General features: G+C 69.4%; 19 protein-coding genes. 8 read left to right on the top strand and 11 right to left on the bottom strand.

Features of this window, described 5'->3' with window-relative positions:
- The first annotated feature begins 25 nt into the window (after positions 1-25).
- Positions 26-2,035 (top strand): thioredoxin domain-containing protein, encoded by a 2,010-nt coding sequence (locus BR07_RS0101530; protein ID WP_027503938.1) that lies wholly within the window; start codon positions 26-28, stop codon positions 2,033-2,035.
- Positions 2,036-2,042: 7 nt separating this feature from the next.
- Here the strand turns inward: BR07_RS0101530 and trhA are convergent, their stop codons facing one another.
- From trhA to BR07_RS0101515, 3 genes are read right to left on the bottom strand one after another with little or no spacing between them, the layout of a single operon-like run.
- Positions 2,043-2,711 (bottom strand): PAQR family membrane homeostasis protein TrhA, encoded by a 669-nt coding sequence (trhA, locus tag BR07_RS0101525; RefSeq protein WP_027503937.1) that lies wholly within the window; start codon positions 2,709-2,711, stop codon positions 2,043-2,045.
- 42 nt (positions 2,712-2,753) lie between these two features.
- Positions 2,754-4,355, bottom strand: coding sequence for a phytoene desaturase family protein (locus BR07_RS0101520; protein ID WP_027503936.1), 1,602 nt, complete (start codon positions 4,353-4,355; stop codon positions 2,754-2,756).
- Positions 4,352-4,792 carry an SRPBCC family protein gene (locus BR07_RS0101515; protein ID WP_027503935.1) on the bottom strand — a complete coding sequence of 147 codons (441 nt, stop codon included), beginning with the start codon at positions 4,790-4,792 and terminating at the stop codon, positions 4,352-4,354. The genes BR07_RS0101520 and BR07_RS0101515 overlap by 4 nt, the downstream gene beginning before the upstream one ends.
- Positions 4,793-4,948: 156 nt before the next feature.
- On the opposite strand from BR07_RS0101515, the gene BR07_RS0101510 reads away from it, so the two are divergent.
- Positions 4,949-5,716: an isoprenyl transferase gene (locus tag BR07_RS0101510; RefSeq protein WP_027503934.1), complete on the top strand. Its 768-nt coding sequence runs from the start codon at positions 4,949-4,951 to the stop codon at positions 5,714-5,716.
- Between the two features lie 30 nt (positions 5,717-5,746).
- On the opposite strand, the gene coaA is transcribed toward BR07_RS0101510, so the two are convergent.
- Entirely contained in the window at positions 5,747-6,679 is a 933-nt protein-coding gene (coaA, locus tag BR07_RS0101505; protein WP_027503933.1) for a type I pantothenate kinase, read from the bottom strand.
- A gap of 78 nt (positions 6,680-6,757) precedes the next feature.
- Between coaA and BR07_RS0101500 the strand changes: the two genes are divergently transcribed.
- The 3 genes from BR07_RS0101500 to BR07_RS0101490 are packed head-to-tail and all read left to right on the top strand — an operon-like array spanning position 6,758 to position 10,089.
- A complete protein-coding gene (locus BR07_RS0101500; RefSeq protein ID WP_027503932.1) occupies positions 6,758-7,951 on the top strand; it encodes a hypothetical protein in 1,194 nt (397 codons plus the stop codon).
- Positions 7,952-7,974: 23 nt separating this feature from the next.
- Positions 7,975-9,279: a serine hydroxymethyltransferase gene (glyA, locus tag BR07_RS0101495; protein ID WP_027503931.1), complete on the top strand. Its 1,305-nt coding sequence runs from the start codon at positions 7,975-7,977 to the stop codon at positions 9,277-9,279.
- A gap of 6 nt (positions 9,280-9,285) precedes the next feature.
- Positions 9,286-10,089: a carbon-nitrogen hydrolase family protein gene (locus BR07_RS0101490; protein ID WP_027503930.1), complete on the top strand. Its 804-nt coding sequence runs from the start codon at positions 9,286-9,288 to the stop codon at positions 10,087-10,089.
- Here the strand turns inward: BR07_RS0101490 and BR07_RS0101485 are convergent.
- Positions 10,076-10,900: an alpha/beta hydrolase gene (locus tag BR07_RS0101485; protein WP_027503929.1), complete on the bottom strand. Its 825-nt coding sequence runs from the start codon at positions 10,898-10,900 to the stop codon at positions 10,076-10,078. The genes BR07_RS0101490 and BR07_RS0101485 overlap by 14 nt on opposite strands.
- Before the next feature lie 304 nt (positions 10,901-11,204).
- On the opposite strand from BR07_RS0101485, the gene BR07_RS0101480 reads away from it, so the two are divergent.
- A complete protein-coding gene (locus BR07_RS0101480) occupies positions 11,205-12,521 on the top strand; it encodes a PhoH family protein (protein WP_027503928.1) in 1,317 nt (438 codons plus the stop codon).
- Between the two features lie 146 nt (positions 12,522-12,667).
- Positions 12,668-13,534 (top strand): acyl-ACP desaturase, encoded by an 867-nt coding sequence (locus BR07_RS0101475; RefSeq protein WP_027503927.1) that lies wholly within the window; start codon positions 12,668-12,670, stop codon positions 13,532-13,534.
- Here the strand turns inward: BR07_RS0101475 and BR07_RS0101470 are convergent, their stop codons facing one another.
- The 3 genes from BR07_RS0101470 to glpX form a co-directional block, all read right to left on the bottom strand.
- Positions 13,535-13,945, bottom strand: a complete 411-nt coding sequence (locus BR07_RS0101470; RefSeq protein WP_155956898.1) for a hypothetical protein — start codon at positions 13,943-13,945, stop codon at positions 13,535-13,537. It abuts the gene before it with no gap.
- 71 nt (positions 13,946-14,016) lie between these two features.
- Complete coding sequence (locus BR07_RS0101465) at positions 14,017-15,417, bottom strand: class II fumarate hydratase (protein WP_027503925.1); 1,401 nt, start codon at positions 15,415-15,417, stop codon at positions 14,017-14,019.
- A 44-nt stretch (positions 15,418-15,461) separates the two neighbouring features.
- A complete protein-coding gene (gene glpX / locus BR07_RS0101460) occupies positions 15,462-16,502 on the bottom strand; it encodes a class II fructose-bisphosphatase (RefSeq protein WP_027503924.1) in 1,041 nt (346 codons plus the stop codon).
- A 193-nt stretch (positions 16,503-16,695) separates the two neighbouring features.
- Here glpX and BR07_RS0101455 point away from each other — a divergent pair, with 193 nt between their 5' ends.
- Positions 16,696-17,268, top strand: a complete 573-nt coding sequence (locus BR07_RS0101455; RefSeq protein ID WP_027503923.1) for a DUF4245 domain-containing protein — start codon at positions 16,696-16,698, stop codon at positions 17,266-17,268.
- Positions 17,269-17,277: 9 nt separating this feature from the next.
- Here BR07_RS0101455 and BR07_RS0101450 read toward each other — a convergent pair whose 3' ends face one another.
- The 3 genes from BR07_RS0101450 to BR07_RS0101440 are packed head-to-tail and all read right to left on the bottom strand — an operon-like array spanning position 17,278 to position 19,405.
- The gene (locus BR07_RS0101450) at positions 17,278-17,487 is read right to left on the bottom strand and encodes an exodeoxyribonuclease VII small subunit (RefSeq protein WP_027503922.1); all 210 of its coding nucleotides are present in this window, start codon (positions 17,485-17,487) and stop codon (positions 17,278-17,280) included.
- Between the two features lie 39 nt (positions 17,488-17,526).
- On the bottom strand, positions 17,527-18,768 hold the full coding sequence (xseA, locus tag BR07_RS0101445; protein WP_027503921.1) for an exodeoxyribonuclease VII large subunit: 1,242 nt from the start codon (positions 18,766-18,768) through the stop codon (positions 17,527-17,529).
- Positions 18,769-18,781: 13 nt separating this feature from the next.
- Complete coding sequence (locus BR07_RS0101440) at positions 18,782-19,405, bottom strand: lipid droplet-associated protein (protein WP_027503920.1); 624 nt, start codon at positions 19,403-19,405, stop codon at positions 18,782-18,784.
- Positions 19,406-19,451 lie beyond the last annotated feature (46 nt).

Genomic DNA, 19,451 nt, shown 5'->3' with positions numbered 1-19,451 from the left:
GGGTGTCACGGGGGACACTGCAGGGGTGGCCACCCGTGAGCGCAACACCCTGTCCGACTCGACGAGCCCCTACCTGCGTCAGCACGCCGACAATCCCGTGCACTGGCAGCAGTGGGGTGACGACGCCCTGGCGTGGGCTCGCGAACGAGACGTCCCGGTCCTGCTGTCGGTGGGCTACTCGGCGTGTCACTGGTGTCACGTGATGGCACACGAGTCGTTCGAGAACGACGCCATCGCGGAGATCATGAACGCGAACTTCGTGTGCATCAAGGTCGATCGCGAGGAACGTCCCGACATCGACGCCGTCTACATGAACGCGACGGTCGCGATGACGGGTCAGGGCGGTTGGCCGATGACGGCGTTCCTCACCCCCGACGCGGAACCGTTCTACTGCGGCACCTACTTCCCGCCCACACCTCGGCGAGGGATGCCGTCGTTCTCGCAGCTGCTCGAGGCCATCTCCGAGACGTGGCGCACCCGTCGTGACGAGGTGCAGCAGGCGTCGGCCTCGGTGGTCGCCGAACTGCGCAGGACCGCCGCGGGCATTCCGGAGGGCGACCGCGTCGTCGACGCCGCCCTGCTCGACGAGGCGGTGGCGCGCGTCCTGGCGGACGAGGACGTGCCGCGCGGCGGCTTCGGCGGAGCACCGAAGTTCCCACCGTCGTCTCTCGTGGAGGGGCTGCTCCGCCACGTCGAGCGCACCGGGTCGGAGCCTGCCCGCGCTGCGGTGGGCCGTACCGCCGACGCCATGGCCCGCGGCGGGATGTACGACCAGCTCGGGGGCGGTTTCGCTCGGTACTCCGTCGATGCGGACTGGGTGGTGCCGCACTTCGAGAAGATGCTCTACGACAACGCGTTGCTGCTGCGCTTCTACGCTCACCTGGCGCGCCGCGGCGATGCGTTCGCTCATCGTGTGGCCGTCGACACCGCCGACTTCCTCCTGCGCGATCTCGGCACGGACGACGGGTGCTTCGCCTCCGCCCTGGACGCCGACACCGACGGGGTGGAGGGTCTGACCTACGCGTGGACACCCGCGCAGCTGGTCGAGGTGCTGGGCGACGAGGACGGGGCTCGGGCCGCACAGGTGTTCGGGGTGACCGACACGGGCACGTTCGAGGAGGGGGCGTCCGTGTTGCAGCTGCGGGCCGAACCGACGGACCCCGAGCGTTTCGCACGCATGCGCGCAGCACTGGCCGCGTCGCGTGCCACGCGTCCTCAGCCGGGGCGCGACGACAAGGTGGTGACCGCCTGGAACGGCTTCGCGATCACGGCGCTGGCCGAGGGCGGCGCCGCGCTGGGGTACCGGAACTGGGTCGATGCGGCAGCACGCTGCGCGGACCGCATCCTGGACCTGCACCGCGTCGACGGCCGACTACGGCGTGCGTCCCTGGGCGGTGTCGTGGGCGATGCGGCGGCTATCGCGGAGGATCACGGCGCACTCGCCGTCGCTCTCGCCGCGCTGCACCAGGCGACCGGGGAGGCACGCTGGCTGACGGCGGCGGAGGAGGTACTCGACGTCGCGCTCGACCACTTCGCCGATCCTGAGCAGCCGGGCAGCTGGTTCGACACCGCCGACGACGCGGAGACGCTCGTGACCCGGCCTCGCGATCCACTCGACAACGCGACCCCGTCCGGAGCGGCACTGATCACCGAGGGTCTGCTGACGGTGGCCGCGTCCAGCGAGAACTCCTCGCGGTTCGGTGCGGCGGCGGACAGGTCGCTTGCGCGAGCGTCGATCCTGCTCGAGCGGGCACCCCGGTCGGCCGGCCACTGGTTGACCGTCGCGGAAGCCGCGGTGGCGGGACCGGTGCAGGTGGCGATCGCCACGGAGTCGGTCGACGACGACCTCGTACGCACCGCCCGCCGCGTCGCCGCCGGCGGCACGGTGGTGGTCGCGGGTCCGCCCGACTCGGTCCCGCTGCTCGCGGATCGCCCGCTGGTGAGCGGCGAGTCGGCCGCGTACGTGTGTCACGGCTTCGTGTGCGACCGACCGGTCACCGACCCCGAGGACCTGACCGCACTCCTGGTCCGGTGACGCCGGATCAGGTGAAGAGCACCAGCCACACGGCGATGTAGTGGCACACCGCGGCGACGACCGTCGCGGCGTGGAAGAACTCGTGATGGCCGAACGTGGTGGGCCACGGGTTGGGCCACTTCGTTGCGTACAGAATCGCGCCGATGCTGTAGAACACGCCGCCCGCCACCAGCAGTGCCATCGGTCCGACGCCCACACGATGGGTGAGTTCGCCCGCGACCGGCACGATGGCCCAGCCCAGCACGAGATACAGGGGCACGCCCAGCCAGCGAGGGGCCGTGGGCCACAGCATCTTCAGCGTCACTCCGGCCAGCGCACCGGCCCACACCACGATCAGCACGATGGTGCCGGTGCGGCTCGGCAGCCCGAGCACTGCGAACGGCGTGTAACTGCCGGCGATGAACAGGAAGATCATCGAGTGATCGGCGCGCTTCATCCACGTCCGGCTGCGCACGGTCTGCCAGTGGACGCGGTGGTATGTCGCGCTCACTCCGAAGAGACCGCACGTCGCGACGGCGTAGACAGTGATCGCGAGACCGGCCCGGACGGACACCGCCGAGTAGGCGAGCACCACGAGCACGATCCCGCAGACCACCGACACCCCGAAGGCGTACAGGTGGATCCATCCGCGCATGCGCGGCTTCACCGGCAGTTCGTCGAGCCCGAAGACAGTCACGAACCTACGGTACCGTAGGTTCGCGCTCCGACCGTGGCCGAACTAGCGGTCACCGAGTGTCAGATCCATCAGGGCACTGATCGTCGTGCGGTGAACCCATCCGCGCACACCGTCGCTCGCCAACGCGGCCCTCGCCGCAGCCAGTCCCGGTGCCCCGTGCACGCCGCCGCCCGGATGGGCGGACGCGCTCCCGAGGAACAACCGACCGACGGGAGTCTCCGTACGTCCGAGTCCGGGAACGGGCCGGAACACCAACTGCTGCTGCAGTTGCGACGTTCCGCCGTTCACCGCGCCACCGAACAGGTTGGCGTCGTCCGCTGTCAGGTCGCCCGGCCGCTGGACGTGCTTGCCGACGATCGACGCCGCGAACCCGGGCGCGTACTCCTCGAGGACGGTGTCGACCCGCTCGGCGAGCAGGTCGCCCGAGGCGTCGTCCGTCACACCGCGGGGGAGGTGTGTGTACGCCCATGCGCTCTCCGTCCCGGCCGGGGAGCGGGTGGCGTCCGCGGTCGTCATCTGACCGAACAGCATGAACGGCCGCTCCGGGATGCGGCCTGTCACCAGGTCGGCGTTCCATCGCACCAGACCGTCGTCGTCTGCGCCGACGTGCACCGTGCCCGCCTCGTTCAGACTCTTCGAGCGCCACGGGATCGGGGAGTCGAGCGCGTAGTTGATCTTCACCACCGGGGTGTCCCACTCGAACTTCTCGAGATCGCTGTGCACCCGGGCGGGAACCGCGTCCCGCGGCAACAGCGAGCTGTACAGCGCGGGAGCGGACACGTCTGCGACGACGGCTCGCCGTGCGACGTACGTGTCGCCGCCTGCCGTCCGCACGCCGCGGGCGACACCGCCGGAGACGTCGATCGAGGTCACCTCGGTTACGCAGACGACCCGCGCCCCGGCGCTCTCGGCACGGCGCACGAGCGCGCTGGTCAGCTCCTGCGCACCGCCGACCGGGACGGGGTAGCCGACATCCTGCGCGAGCATCGTCAGCAGGTAGCCCATGATGCCGCTCGCGGGTGCGTCGGTGGGGACGTCGGCATGCATGGCGTTGCCGAGCAGCAGGCATCGCGCCGCCTCGCTGTGGAACAACTCGTGCGCCATCGCCCGGGCCGGGAGTACTGCGAAGCGCAGGAACCGCAGTGTCTCCGCGGTCCCGAGGCGCCGGAAGAGCGTCGCGGCACCCTTGACAGGCGGGAAGGAGCTGCCGAACAGCGAGTGCAGCAGAGGATCGCGGATCCGGTTCCACTGATCCACCACGTACATCCACGCCTCGCCGTCGCGCGGATCGTGCTCCGCCAGCATGGCGGCGGTGTCCTCGGGATCGTGGTGGACCACCGGGGCGTCCTCGTCGTCGGGCGAGCGCGGGTGACCGAAGACGACGGGTGAGTGGGTCCAGCGGAGTCCGTGGCGGTCGAGCTCGAGCGCCGTGAACGCCGGGGACGACGCACCGAGGGGATAGAAGGCACTGAACAGGTCGCTCACGTATCCCGGGGTGAGCTCGGCGCTGCGGACCGCGCCGCCGGGCACCGGGGCGGACTCCAGGACGACGACGTCCCATCCTGCGTCGGCGAGCACGGACGCCGCGACGAGTCCGTTGTGGCCCGCTCCGATCACGACGGCGTCCACCGTCGTGGTCGTCATCGGGGAACCGCGGAACGCTCGGCCAGCAGCGCGAGTCGCCGTGTCGCCTCGGTGTTGCGGGGATACACGAGTGCGTGCTGGACCGACTCGGGAACGAGCGAGAACGGGAGGGTCCGAGCGTGCTCGATCATCTCGATCCGGCACCCCGAGCCTCGCGGCGTCAGGCGCAGGACGATCGTCGCCTTGCCTGCCGGCATCCCGCGCGCTTCGAGTGTCACCTCGCGTCCCTCCGTCATGCTCAGTACCCGCGTCTCGTCGTTCAGCACGGCGGGCCACAGCCCGACCGAATGGTGGATCCGCGAGCCGGGCGCGGGGAACTCGGGGTCGACGGCGCGGATGCGCGAGGCGCCCACCACCCACGTCGCGTAGCTCCACCCGTCGGAGAGCACGTTCCACACGGCTTCGACGCTCGCCGTGGTGTCCCGGACAACAGTCATGACTGCTCCTGTTCTCTCGTGTGCGGTCGGAGCCGGGTACCCCGTACGCCACGGAACCATCATGCGGCGCGGTGACGAGTCGGTCACGCCGATCGCGTCGTACTGCGGGCGTAGGGTGATCACCTGCTGAACAATTCTGTCGAAGTGGGGAGCTGGGTGAAGGCTCGCGGTCTGCTGTACACGCTCTACGAGAGGCGCCTGCTGCGTCAGCTCGAGGGCGCTCAGCACCCTCGGCACGTCGCCGTGATGTGCGACGGCAATCGTCGCTGGGCCCGGGAGAACGGCTTCACCGACGTCAGCCACGGGCACCGGATGGGCGCGCTCAAGATCGCGGAGCTGCTCACGTGGTGTGACATGGCCGGCGTCGAGATGGCCACCATCTACCTGTTGTCCACCGAGAACCTGCGCCGGTCACCGGACGAGCTCGACTCGCTGCTCGAGATCATCACCGACGTCGTCGAGGAGATCAGCGGACCGGGAAAGAACTGGTCCGTGAAGATCGTCGGCACGATGGATCTGCTTCCCGCCGAATCCGCCCGCCGCCTCAAGGAGGCCGCCGCCGGCACGGCCGGCCGCTCGGGAACGCACGTCAACGTCGCGGTCGGGTACGGCGGCCGTCAGGAGATCGCCGACGCCGTGCAGTCGCTCATCGCGGAACGGCTGTCCGACGGTGCCGACGGGGACGAGTTGCTCCGCTCGGTCACCGTCGAGGGCATCGACTCGCACCTCTACACGTCGGGCCAGCCGGATCCGGATCTGGTGATCCGCACGTCGGGGGAGCAGCGGTTGTCCGGGTTCCTGCTGTGGCAGAGCGCGTACTCGGAGATCTGGTTCACCGAGGCCTACTGGCCCGAGTTCCGCCGCGTCGACTTCCTGCGCGCGCTGCGCGACTTCGCCGCGCGGCACCGGAGATTCGGTACCTGAGCCGGAGCCGGGCAGGCCGGAGGCCGGTCGTCACAATTTGCGCAGGCGTAGCCGGTTGATGGTGTGGTCGGCGTCCTTGCGCAGCACCAGGGTGGCGCGGGGGCGCGTCGGCAGGATGTTCTCCACCAGGTTGGGCCGGTTGATCGACTGCCAGATGTCCGCAGCCGCGATCCTGGCGTGCTCGTCGGACAGTCCCGAGTAGTGGTGGAAGTGCGAGGCCGGGTCGGCGAACGACGTGGAGCGCAGGGCGAGAAAGCGGTCGACGTACCACTTCTCGATGTCCTCGATGCGGGCGTCGACGTAGATGGAGAAGTCGAAGAGGTCCGAGACCATGAGGCGCGGACCGGTCTGCAGGACGTTGAGTCCCTCGATGACGAGGATGTCCGGCTGTCGCACCTCGGTGTACTTGCCCGGCACGATGTCGTACGAGACGTGCGAGTACACGGGTGCGCGTGCGGATTCGGCGCCGGATTTCACCTCGGTGACGAAGCGCAGAAGCTTGCGCCGGTCGTAGCTCTCGGGAAAACCCTTGCGGTGCATGATTCCTCGACGCACCAGCTCGGCCGACGAGTAGAGGAACCCGTCCGTCGTCACCAGGTCCACGCGCGGGTGGTGCTCCCATCGCGCCAGCAGTGCCTGCAGCACGCGCGCGGTCGTGGACTTGCCGACGGCGACGCTGCCGGCGATGCCGATGACGAACGGGACCTGGCGGTCCGGCGTCTTCTCCCCGAGGAACGTGGCCGTCGCCGCGAACAGGCGTTGGCGGGCGGCCACCTGGAGATGGATGAGTCGAGCGAGGGGGAGGTAGACCTCCGCGACCTCGTCGAGGTCGATCTGTTCGCCCAGACCGCGCAGGCCGGTGAGCTCGTCCTCGGTCAGGACCAGGGGTGTCGCGTTCCGGAGAGTGCGCCACTGTCGACGGTCGAATTCGACGTACGGACTCGACTCGCTCACTCGGGACACGCTGCCTCCATGACTGAATTGTGCTGGGTGGCTCCGGCGAACCGACAGCCGGGTGGTGCGTGACTAGAGTCGAGCGTCATGCACGCCGACACTCTCGTCCACGACTACCTCGTGCTGGGGTTGTCCTTCGATCGCCTCGAGGAGGGGTTCGTCGACGCCTACACCGGCGACCCCGCTCTGCGACGCCAGGTCGAGAACGCGCCCCCGCCCGAACCCCGCGCGCTGGCGCGGCGGGCGGCGGAACTGCGGACCGAACTGCCCTCGTCGGGGCTCTCCGAGGACCGCGCCGCGTTCCTCGACGTCCACCTGCGCGCGCTCGAGACGTCGGCACGGAAATTGGCCGGTGACGAGATCGGATTCGTCGACGAGGTGCACGACTACTTCGACGTCGCGATCGCACCGGGCGACACCGACGACTACCGCGAGGCACATCGCCTGATGGGCGAGGTGCTGGCCGGGGCGGGGCCACTGGGGGAGCGGGTGCGCGCTCACCGCGTGGCCGACGAGATCCCGCCCGAGCGGCTCGCCGAGTGCGTCGAGGCGTTCTCCAGTGCGTTGCGCGACAAGGTGCGCGGCCGGTACCCGCTGCCCGACACCGAGAAGGTCACCTACGAGGTGGTGGGCGACAAGCCGTGGTCCGGGTTCAACTACTACCTGGGCGACTACCGGTCCACCGTCGCGATCAACTCGGACCTCAAGCAGCACATGGCGCATCTGCCCCATCTCATCGCACACGAGTCGTACCCGGGCCACCACACCGAGCACTGCCGCAAGGAGGCCGGGCTCGTGCGCGGTGCCGGGCAGGCGGAGCAGACGCTCTTCGTCGTCAACACTCCGCAGTGCCTGATGGCCGAGGGCCTCGCGGACCTGGCGCTCGAGTCGATCGTCGGGCCGGGCTGGGGAGTGTGGGCGCAGGAGATCTACGCCGACCTCGGCCTGCGATTCGACGGGGAACGCGCCGAGGCGCTGCAGACCGCGTCGGCGAAGCTGCTGGGGGTGCGTCAGGACGCCGCGCTGCTGCTGCACGACGAGCACCGCAGCCAGGACGACGTGGCCGCGTTCCTGGGGCAGTGGTCGCTCGCGACACCGGAACGCGCCCGTCAGATGTTGCGATTCCTGTCCTCACCGCTCTGGCGTGCCTACACCAGCACCTATGTCGAGGGGTATCGCCTGCTGCACTCGTGGCTGCACCGGGCCGACTCGGCGGACGGCCGAGCCGACCGCTTCGAGCGGCTGCTCGACGAACCCCTCATCCCGTCTCAACTGCGCTGATCACGGGCATTAGACTCGGCGGCATGACTGCTGCGCCCGTCTCTGCCACCAACATCGACACCGCCTCCCTCGCCGAGGTGGATCCCGAGGTCGCCGCGGCGATGGCCGGCGAGCTGGGACGCCAGCGCGACACCCTGGAGATGATCGCGTCGGAGAACTTCGTTCCCCGCGCGGTGCTCCAGGCGCAGGGCAGCGTCCTCACCAACAAGTACGCCGAGGGTTACCCCGGTCGTCGGTACTACGGCGGGTGTGAGCACGTCGACATCGTCGAGGATCTGGCTCGGACCAGGGCGAAGGAGCTGTTCGGTGCCGAGTTCGCCAACGTGCAGCCGCACGCGGGCGCCCAGGCCAACGCCGCCGTTCTCATGGCTCTGATCAACCCGGGCGACAAGATCATGGGTCTGGACCTGGCGCACGGCGGCCACCTGACGCACGGCATGAAGCTGAACTTCTCGGGCAAGCTCTACGAGGTCGAGTCCTACGGTGTGAGCAAGGAAGACCACCGCATCGACATGGACGAGGTGCGCAAGCAGGCGCTGCACGCACGCCCACAGGTGCTCATCGCCGGATGGTCGGCCTACCCGCGGCACCAGGACTTCGCCGCGTTCCGCTCCATCGCCGACGAGGTCGGTGCGCTTCTGTGGGTCGACATGGCGCACTTCGCCGGGCTCGTCGCCGCCGGTGTGCACCCGTCGCCGGTGCCCTACGCGGACGTCGTGTCCTCCACCGTCCACAAGACCCTCGGTGGGCCCCGCTCGGGCATCATCCTCGCCAAGAAGGAGTGGGCGAAGAAGCTCAACTCCGCGGTGTTCCCCGGCCAGCAGGGCGGTCCGCTCATGCACGCGATCGCGGCCAAGGCCGTCGCCTTCAAGATCGCCGGCACTCCCGAGTTCCGGGAGCGTCAGGAACGCACCCTGCTCGGTGCGTCGCTGCTCGCGGAGCGGCTGACCGGCGCCGACGTCTCCGACAAGGGTGTCTCGGTGTTGACGGGCGGAACCGACGTCCACCTCGCGCTGGTGGACCTGCGCAACTCTCAGCTCGACGGCCAGCAGGCCGAGGATCTGCTGCACGAGGTCGGCATCACCGTGAACCGCAACGCGGTGCCGTTCGATCCGCGCCCGCCGATGGTCACCTCCGGTCTGCGTATCGGTACCGCGGCGCTCGCGACCCGTGGGTTCGGCGAGGCCGAGTTCACCGAGGTCGCCGACATCATCGCGACGGCGCTCGCCACCGGCGAGGCCACCGACGACCTGCGTGGTCGCGTCAGCACGCTCGCCCACGACTTCCCGCTGTACGAGGGACTCGAGGGCTGGGGACTGCTGGGCTGATCCGACATGCGGCTCACCGTGGCGGGTCTGCAGACGGCGGGGTCACCCGGTGACGTCGACGCCAACCTCGCGGAACTCGACGGAGCCGCGGGGGCGGCTCTGGCGCGCGGAGCCGACCTCCTGGTCACGCCGGAGATGTTCGTGACCGGGTACGACATCGGTGACCGCCTTGCTGAGCTGACGTCACGGGACCTTCTCTCCGAGGTGTGCGCACTGGCGCGCCGCCGCGGCATCGCGCTGCTCGTGGGTCTGCCGGAGACCGAGGCGGGAGCGGTGTACAACACGGTCGCACTCGTCGATGCGGACGGCAGTGTGATTGCGCAGCACCGCAAGTCGCACCTCTACGGTGAGCTCGACCGGGAGTGGTACTCGCCCGGGCTCGACTCGGTGACGGTCGTCGACTTCCGCGGGGTACGGCTCGGTCTGATGATCTGTTACGACGTCGAGTTCCCCGAGAACGTCCGAGCCGCGGCCCTCGCGGGCGCGCACGCGCTGCTCGTTCCCACCGCGCAGATGGTGCCGTTCACATTCGTGGCCGACGTCGTCATCCGCACGCGCGCATGGGAGAACCAGCTCTACGTCGCGTACGTCAACCACGTCGGAACCGAGCGCGCCACCACCTACGTCGGCCGTAGCAGCATCGTCGGCCCCGACGCCGAGGTGATCGACCGACTCGACGACGAGACCGGCCTGATTCTCGGCACGGTGGACACCGAGGTCGTGGCGGCGGCCCATCGAGACAACCCCTACCTGGTGGACCGCCGCCCCGGCCTCTACTCGTCGATCGTCCGCGACCTCAGTCGCGAGTGAGCGGCAGTCCCGCGCGGCCCAGGAAGTCGAGGATGTCCGACTCGACCTCGCTGCGGTTGGTCTCGTTCAGGATCTCGTGCCGCGCACCGGGGTAGACCTTCTCCTCGAACGACGGGCCGCGCAGCGAGCGCATCGCCTCGGTCGTAGTCTCCAGCGGCACCAGCTGATCGTCGCCGCCGTGCAGCCACAACGTGGGCTGGTCGCCGAGAGTGCCGGAGGACGCCACCGTCTCCACCGCGGCCGTGAAGGTCTCGAGGGTGACGCGCGCGAAGGGGCCGTGGAAGACCAGCGGGTCCGCCTGGTAGGCGGCGCCGACCTCGGGGTCGCGGGACAGCACGGACGGGTCGATCGGGATCTCGGGGATCTCGTCCATCGACAGCAGCATCGAGAAGGCCGGGTTCTGCCCGACCAGCGGACCGGACAGCACGAGTGCCGCCAGCTCGCCGGGGTGGGTCTGCGCGTAGCGCGTGGCGATGAGACCACCCATCGAGTGGCCCAGCAGCATCACCGGTAGATCGGGGTGCTCGCCGCGGGCGATGTCCGCGATCGAGTGCAGATCGGCGACGATGCCGTCCACGTCCGTGATCTCGGCGGGCGTCCCGTCCGACCGCCCGTGCCCGTGATGGTCGGGGGCGTACACCGCCGCTCCGGCCGACGTCAGGGTCGACGCCAGGTGGCCGTAGCGACCCGAGTGTTCGCCGTACCCGTGCGCGAGCAGCGCGACGAATCCCGGCGTGGTGGACGGCCAGGAACGGTAGGCGACGGTGCCGTGGGTTCCCCTGAGCTGCTGCATTTCCTGCGCGTTCTGCATCGGCCGAAGTTAACACCGTGGCCTTCGGCCCCGTGCGCCTTTTGCGTACTCCTGGATGCGCGAAAGGCGCACGGGCGTGTAACGCAGAGTTCACCCACACGTCCCCACGTGTCGCCGAGCCTGCGCCCCCGATCCGGTCTAGCGTCAGCAGTGCGGGTGGCGGGGAAGCCGTCCGTACGGGAGGTCCTCACACATGACTGAGTCATTCGGTCGGGAGGGGCCGGCCCCGGTCCCTGCGGTGTCGGGATCGACCGGTCCAGCGATCGACGGATGCGCGGTGACCGCGCGTCCTTAGGAGCCCCACGTGACTGCAGCTCGCTCCGGTTCTTCCGTCCGCACCTACGTGCTGGACACCTCGGTTCTGCTCTCGGACCCCTGGGCCGTGACTCGGTTCGCCGAGCACGCGATCGTCCTTCCACTCGTCGTCATCAGCGAGCTCGAGGGCAAGCGGCATCATCACGAACTGGGGTGGTTCGCGCGCGAGTCGTTGCGGATGCTCGACGACCTGCGGATCCGCCACGGGCGCCTCGATCAGCCCGTGCCCATCGGCACCGAGAACGGCACCCTGCAGGTCGAGCTCAATCACACCGACCCCGCTGTTCTTCCCGTCGGCTTCCGGACCGACTCCAACGACTCGCGGATCCTCGCGTGCGCACTGAACCTCGCCGCCGAGGGCAAGGACGTGGTGCTGGTCAGCAAGGACATCCCGCTGCGCGTCAAGGCCGGTGCGGTGGGTCTGCCGGCCGACGAGTACCACGCTCACGACGTCGTCCCGTCGGGATGGACGGGCATGGCCGAGATCGAGGCGTCGCGCGCGACCATCGACGGCCTGTTCGCCGAGGGATTCGCCGACATCGACGAAGCGCGAGAGTTGCCGTGCCACACCGGTGTTCGACTGCTCGGCGGCACGTCCAGCGCGTTGGGTCGGGTGACGGCGAACAAGCAGGTGCAGCTGGTGCGCGGCGAGCGTGAGGCGTTCGGCCTGCACGGCCGGTCCGCCGAGCAGCGCGTCGCCCTGGATCTGCTGCTCGACGAGAGCATCGGCATCGTCTCGCTCGGCGGGAAGGCCGGCACCGGCAAGTCCGCGCTCGCGCTCACCGCGGGCCTCGACGCGGTGCTCGAACGACGGACCCATCGCAAGGTCGTCGTGTTCCGGCCGCTGTACGCGGTCGGCGGCCAGGAGCTCGGCTACCTCCCCGGCAGCGAGAGCGACAAGATGGGCCCGTGGGCGCAAGCGGTGTTCGACACGCTCGACGGTCTCGCGAGTCCGGAGGTCATCGAGGAGGTCACCGCACGCGGCATGCTCGAGGTGCTGCCGCTCACGCACATCCGCGGACGGTCGCTGCACGACTCGTTCGTCATCGTCGACGAGGCGCAGTCGCTGGAACGCAACGTCCTGCTGACGGTGCTCTCGCGGCTCGGCACGGGATCACGCGTGGTGCTCACGCACGACGTGGCACAGCGCGACAACCTGCGGGTCGGACGCCACGACGGTGTCGCCGCCGTGATCGAGAAGTTGAAGGGGCACCCTCTCTTCGCCCACATCACGCTGACCCGTTCGGAGCGCTCGCCCATCGCCGCACTGGTCACCGAGATGCTCGAGGAGTTCGGGCCGGCCTGAGTCACCGTTCGCGCCGGGCGGCACGGACCGCCCGGCGCGGTGTGACGCCGAACTATCACCGACCTCTTTGTCAGGGAGATCACCGGAATCCGCGTCGCGCGGTCCGAAGGTTCGGAGTGGACACCTACGGCCGTTATGCTGCTGTGATGCCGAAGAGTGACCAGGACCTGTTGAGCGAGCTCGAAGCCGATGCCGCGCACCTGCTGCAGAAGCACATCGACGCTGCTCGGGACTGGCAGCCCCACGACTACGTTCCGTGGGACTCGGGTCGCAACTTCGCGTTCCTCGGCGGCGAGGACTGGTCTCCGGAGCAGGTGACGCTCGGTGACGCCGAGGTCGTCGGTGCCACCGTCAGCGTGCTGGTCGCCGACAACCTGCCCGAGTACCACCGCGACCTGGCGTTCGCTCTCCGGAGCAGCGACGTCTGGTGGAAGCTGATCGGCCGGTGGACCGCGGAGGAGAACCGGCACGCCATCGTGCTGCGCAACTACCTCATGACGACTCGCGCGGTCGACCCGGTGGATCTCGAGCGTGTGCGCATCGAGCACATGACCACCGGCTACTCCGCACCGTCTCTGCACGTGCTGCACATCCTCGCCAAGTTCGCCCTCGACGAGCGCGCAGCGGCCGTGCGCCACCGTCGCGCCTCCGCGTCGTCGCAGGACGCGCTCCTGTCGAGCATCCTCGACCGCATCGCCGAGGACGACGAGCTGCAGACCACGCTCTTCACCGACCTGGTCTCCGCCGCGATCCGCGTCGATGCCGACGGCGCCGTCCGCGCCATCGCCGACACCGTCGCGTCCTTCTCGGTCCCCACCGTCGATCTCCCCGGCCGCGGCGGCAGCGCCGAACTGCTCGCCGGCATCGGGCTCTACGACCGCACCATCGAGACCGAAGAGGTGATCAAGCCCCTGCTCGAGGCGTGGAACGTGTTCACCCTCGACGGCCTCGGCGAGGACGGCCTCGCGGCCCGCGCAGAGCTCGAGAGCGCACTCGCCACTGCCGCGTCCTGATCAGCGCGTGATCGCGAACCCGCCCACCACCACCGGCTGACCGGCACCGACGAAGTACACGGTGCCGTTCCAACGGTTCGGGTTCACGGCGTCGCGTGTCATCTCGTCGTGGAAGACGGCTCCGAAGGCGGGGGACAGGCGCGAGTAGTCGACGTGGACCACGTCGGCCCCGGTCGCGATGCTCGGGGCGCGGTAGACGTCGCCCGGGATCGCGTTCACGCCGAGAAGTCGGTTGACCGTCGTGTCGCCGGTGATGGTCTTGCCGTCCCACAGCGGGACGGGAGCGCCTTCGGGCGTGGTGCCGACGTAGACGCCGTCGGGAACGGGTCCGGCGGACGCCAGTGCGGGGGCGGCCAGCGCCGCGCCGATCGCGGCGGCGCCGCCGAGGAGTGCCACTGCAGTTCGTGTCATGACACATCACACTCCTCCTGATCGCCCCGCACCACAGCGTTTCGCCGTGATGCGGGGCGGGGAGTGCTGGGTCAGTCCTGGACCTTGGCCATCGCCAGGACGTCGAGGCGCTTGTCGAGTTCTTCTTCCGACAACTTCTCGGGGACGAGTCCACGCTCGAGGACGACCTCGCGAATGGTCTTCTTGTCCTTCAAGGCCTGCTTGGCGACGGCCGCAGCTTCCTCGTAGCCGATCGCACTGTTGAGAGGTGTCACGATGGACGGCGAGGACTCGGCGAGCTGCTTGAGGTGCTCCTCGTTGGCGACGAGGCCGTCGACACACTTGTCGGCGAACAGGCGGGAGACGTTGGCGAGCAACGTGAACGACTCGAGCAGGTTGCGCGCCATCATGGGGATGTAGACGTTGAGCTCGAAGGCTCCGGCTGCGCCGCCCCAGGCGATCGCCGCGTCGTTGCCGACGATCTGCGCCGCCACCTGGGTGGCCGCCTCGGGGAGAACCGGGTTGACCTTGCCGGGCATGATCGAGCTGCCGGGCTGCAGGTCGGGGAGCCGGATCTCGCCGAGACCGGTGAGCGGACCCGACCCCATCCAGCGGATGTCGTTGGCGATCTTGGTCAACGAGACGGCGATGGTGCGCAGCGCGCCCGACGCCTCGACCAGACCGTCACGAGCCGCCTGGGCCTCGAACGAGTTCTTCGCCGCGGTGAGGGCGTCGACACCGGTCGACTTCACCAGCTCGGTCACGACCTTCGGGCCGAAGCCGTCGGGGGCGTTGAGACCCGTGCCGACGGCGGTGCCGCCGATGGGGAGTTCGCCGAGGCGGGGGAGCGTGGACTGCACGCGCTCGATGCCGGCCTCGATCTGACGTGCGTAGCCGCCGAACTCCTGGCCGAGCGTGACGGGCACCGCGTCCATGAGGTGGGTGCGGCCCGACTTCACGACGGTCTTCCACTCGGTCGCCTTGGCCGCCAGAGCGGTGTGCAGGTACTCGAGGGCCGGGATCAGGCTGGTGACCGCGGCCTCGGTCGCGGCGACGTGCGTCGCGGTGGGGAACGTGTCGTTGGACGACTGCGACATGTTGACGTGGTCGTTGGGGTGCACCTCGACGCCCGCGTTCTTCGCGATGCTCGCGATGACCTCGTTCGCGTTCATGTTGGAGCTGGTGCCCGAGCCGGTCTGGAACACGTCGATGGGGAACTGATCGTCGTGCTTGCCGTCCGCGATCTCGCCGGCCGCCGCGATGATGGCGTCGGCCTTGTCCGCATCGAGCAGACCCAGGTCCTTGTTGACCTGTGCACATGCGGCCTTGAGCAGCCCCATCGCGCGGATCTGGGTGCGCTCGAGGGGGCGGCCCGAGATGGGGAAGTTCTCGACGGCGCGCTGTGTCTGCGCACGCCACAGCGCGTCGACGGGTACGCGAACCTCTCCCATGGTGTCGTGCTCGATGCGGAACTGCTGATCGTTGTCTGTCATGTACCTCGTGCCTCGGTAGATGGGTCGGGAAGTCGGAGTGCGCGTCAGAAGGACGGGACGGCGCCGGAGGTGTCACCGTCGAAGTCCACGGACGAATACTCCCGCAGTTTGTTCAGCTGGTGGTACGCGTCGATCATCCGCACGGTGCCCGACTTGGAGCGCATGACGATGGACTGCGTGTGGGCACCGCCGCCGGAGTAGCGCACTCCGCGCAGCAGATCGCCGTCGGTGACGCCGGTCGCGGTGAAGAAGACGTTCTCCCCGGCGACCAGATCATTGGTGTTCAGGATGCGATCGAGATCGTGGCCTGCGTCGACGGCCTTCTGGCGCTCGTCGTCGTCCGTCGGGGCGAGCCGGCCCTGCAGTGCTCCCCCCATGCAGCGCATGGCCGCCGCGGCGATGATGCCCTCGGGCGTGCCGCCGGTGCCGATCAGGATGTCGGTGCCCGAATCGGGGCGGGCGGCCGCGATGGCGCCGGCGACGTCACCGTCCGAGATCAACCGGATGCGGGCACCGGTGTCGCGGATCTGCTGCATCAGCTCGGTGTGGCGGGGACGGTCGAGCACACACACGGTGACGTCCGAGGACGACCCCTTCTTGATCTTCGCGATTCGGGCGATGTTCTCGGCGACCGGAGCGGTGATGTCGATGGCATCGGCGTAGTCGGGGCCGACGGCGATCTTCTCCATGTAGAACACGGCCGACGGATCGAACATCGCACCGCGCTCGGCCACCGCGAGCACGGAGATCGCGTTGGGCATGCCCTTGGCCATCAGCGTCGTGCCGTCGACGGGATCGACGGCGAAGTCGACCTCGGGACCGTTGCCGTTGCCCACCTGCTCGCCGTTGTAGAGCATGGGCGCCTCGTCCTTCTCGCCCTCTCCGATGACCACGACGCCGCGCATCGACACCGAGCTCACCAGCTGGCGCATGGCGTCCACGGCAGCGCCGTCGCCACCCTCCTTGTCGCCGCGGCCGACCCAACGCCCGGACGCGAGCGCCCCGGCCTCGGTGACGCGGACGAGTTCGAGCGCGAGGTTTCGATCCGGCGCCATCTGCGTGGGAACGTCGGTGTTGGCCGTCATGGGGCTGTGCCTCCTTGCACATGGCGCGGTTCGCAGCCCGACTGACGGGCGTCGTCCGCACGGAATGAACATCGACTCGGGCGAAAAAGACTCGGCGTGATTGTCGCACTAGTCGCACGGCCCCGGCCTGCCGGGGGAAGCGCGGAGCTGCGCGGATGGCGAGCCCCCGCGCGCTCGGTGCGATACTGGAGAGGTGGCCGACAAGAAACCCAGGTACCTGCAGAACAACAAGGACATGGCCTGGTCCCTGATCCCGCTTCTTCTCGCATGCCTGGTGATCGCGGCCATCGCCGGTCAGTGTTCGTTGCGTGTGGGCGGCCCCGAGGCGGGTGAGGTTCCTCGCATCGATCTGGGGGCGTCCCTGCAGGCGGACGCGAATGCGCTGACCTTCCCGGTGCGCAGTCCCGACGTGCCCGATCAATGGATCCCGAACTCGGCGAACCGTGGCCCGGTCTCGGGCTCGGAGTTCCAGTCCAGCACCGTCGGCTTCGTCACCGAGAACGGCAATTTCCTCTCGCTCACCCAGAGCGACGCCTCCGAGGACGAGCTGGTCCGCTCGAAGACCGAGGGATCACGGGTGTCCGCCGGCGGCGCGGAGGCCATCGCCGGGCTGAACTGGGTGGTCTACGGCAACGACGACACGGAACCGTACTGGGTGGCCGATCTCGGCGACACCCGCGCGATGCTCACCGGTTCCGGGTCGCAGGAGGAGTTCGTCGCGCTGGCATCCGCCACGGCGACGGCTCCGGTACTCGACAAGCGCTGACGCGCTCGCTCACTCCTCGTCGCGGGCCAGCGCCTTCTCGATGCGCGTGCGCGCGCCGGCCAGGTGCTGCTCGCAGTGCGTCGCCAGTGCTTCGCCGCGCTCCCACAGCGCCAGTGAGGCATCGAGATCCAGGCCGCCCTGCTCGAGCAGCTTGACCACGTCGACCAACTCGTCGCGCGCGTCCTCGTAGCCCAGCTCGGCGATCGGTGTCTCGTTCATGAGTCCCCATGCTGCCTCGAGAGTCCGACAGCGGACGAGTCAGGTGGCGGAACTGCGACCCATCGTGACGGCCGTGACCACGCCGTCCGCGACGCGGACCCGGAGCTGCGTACCCGGCGCGGCGTCGTCGACCGACCGGAGCACCTCGGGGTCGGATCCGGGGACCGTGCGCTGCACCACCGAGTAGCCCCTCGCCAGAGTCGCCGCCGGTCCGAGCGTGGTCAGACGCGCGCGCATGTGCTCCACCGTCGTCGCCTCTCGCGACACCGCGCGCTCCACGTCGCGGCGGACGACGCGGCGCATCTCGGCGATCTCCTCCTCGCGGCGGGCGACCGCGGAGAGGGGATCGGCCAGCACGGGCCGGTGCCGCAGGGCGTCCAGTGCGCGCGCCTCGCGCTGCACCCAACTGCGGAGCGCTGCGGCGCTGCGGCTCCGCAGCTCGGCGACCAGTTCCCGTTCGGCCACGGCGTCGGGCACGACGAGCTTGGCGGCATCGGTGGGGGTGGCCGCACGAAGGTCCGCCACGTGATCGCTGAGCGGACTGTCCGGTTCGTGTCCGATGGCGCTCACTATGGGCGTCGTCGCACGGGAGATCGCGCGGCAGAGCGCCTCGTCGGAGAACGGCAGCAGATCCTCGACACTGCCGCCGCCACGGGCGAGTATCACCACGTCGACCGTGGGGTCCTCGTCCAGCTCGGCCAGCGCGCGCAGGATGCCGGGCACCGCCGACGGGCCCTGCACGGGAGTGTTGCGTACCTCGAAGCGCACCGCCGGCCACCGCCGTTCCGCGACGCTGAGCACGTCGCGTTCGGCAGCACTGGCGCGTGCGGTGACGAGCCCGACGACGCGGGGCAGGAAGGGGAGCGGCCGCTTGAGTCGCGGATCGAAGAGTCCCTCGGCCGCGAGAAGACCGCGCAGGCGCTCGATGCGGGCGAGCAGCTCGCCGACTCCCACCGCTCGAATCTCCGTGGCGCGCAACGACAGTGTGCCGCGACCGGTGAAGAAACTGAGCTTGCCGTAGAGGATGACGCGAGCGCCCTCGGTCAACGGCACGGGAGAGTTCTGGATGAGCATCGGTGAGCACGTCACCGACAGCGACATGTCGGCGGACGGGTCGCGGAGCGTCAGGAACGCCGTGCGCGTTCCTGCACGCACCGAGATCTGCGTGATCTGGCCCTCGACCCACACGCTGCCGAGGCGATCGATCCACCCGGCGACCTTCGTCGCGACCGTGCGGACGGGGAGCGGGTTCTCGGCGGTGCTGGTGGCGGCCGTGGTCATCGTGGTCCGAGAATCACTTCGCTCGGGCGGTGGTGATGCGGTTCTCGAGCATGGTCCGGTACGGCGCGCGGTCCGAGGCCGACGTCTCGTACTCGAGAAGTGACGTGAGGTCCTCGACCGACAGCGACCGCAGACGGGCACGCAACTGAGCCAGCGTCAGGGCGTCGTAGTCGAGGTACTCCACGATCTCGGGAGTCGCGGTCGGCGCGGTCGCGAGAGCCGGGGCCGGAACGGGTTCGGTCGTCTCGATCTCCGACGGCGGGGTCGAGTACAGGGCGAACCGCCCTGCGGGCGCACCGGGCTCCGGCACGTCGATCTCTCCGGCCGGGTCACCGACCGGCTCGGGCTCGGTGGACAGCGGCACCTGCGTGTACCGCGCGGGTGCGACGTCCGCGTCGTCGTCGAAGGTCGCCCACTCCGCGGTCTCGACCGGGCGTGAGCCGATCAGGGAGAACACCTGGTCGCCCTTGATGGCCAGCTCGGTGACGGTCTGTTGCAGACGCATCGCGGTCTGGAGGACCTCGCTCACGGCGGTCATCGGCAGGGAGATGGCGGTGGTGGGGAGACGCCGAGCCTCCTCGACGACGGTCACGGCGATTCCGAGCGCGACGCGGGCGGCGAAGGGTGGACGGATCATGTCTCACAGAGTGCCCCACGTCGCGCATTTTTCCCAGTCGACGTGC

The sequence above is a fragment of the Rhodococcus sp. UNC23MFCrub1.1 genome (assembly GCF_000686025.1).
In the GTDB taxonomy this organism is placed as follows: domain Bacteria; phylum Actinomycetota; class Actinomycetes; order Mycobacteriales; family Mycobacteriaceae; genus Rhodococcoides.
The sequence above is the reverse complement of the archived record's forward strand: the minus strand, read 5'-3'. Positions and strand labels throughout refer to the sequence as shown.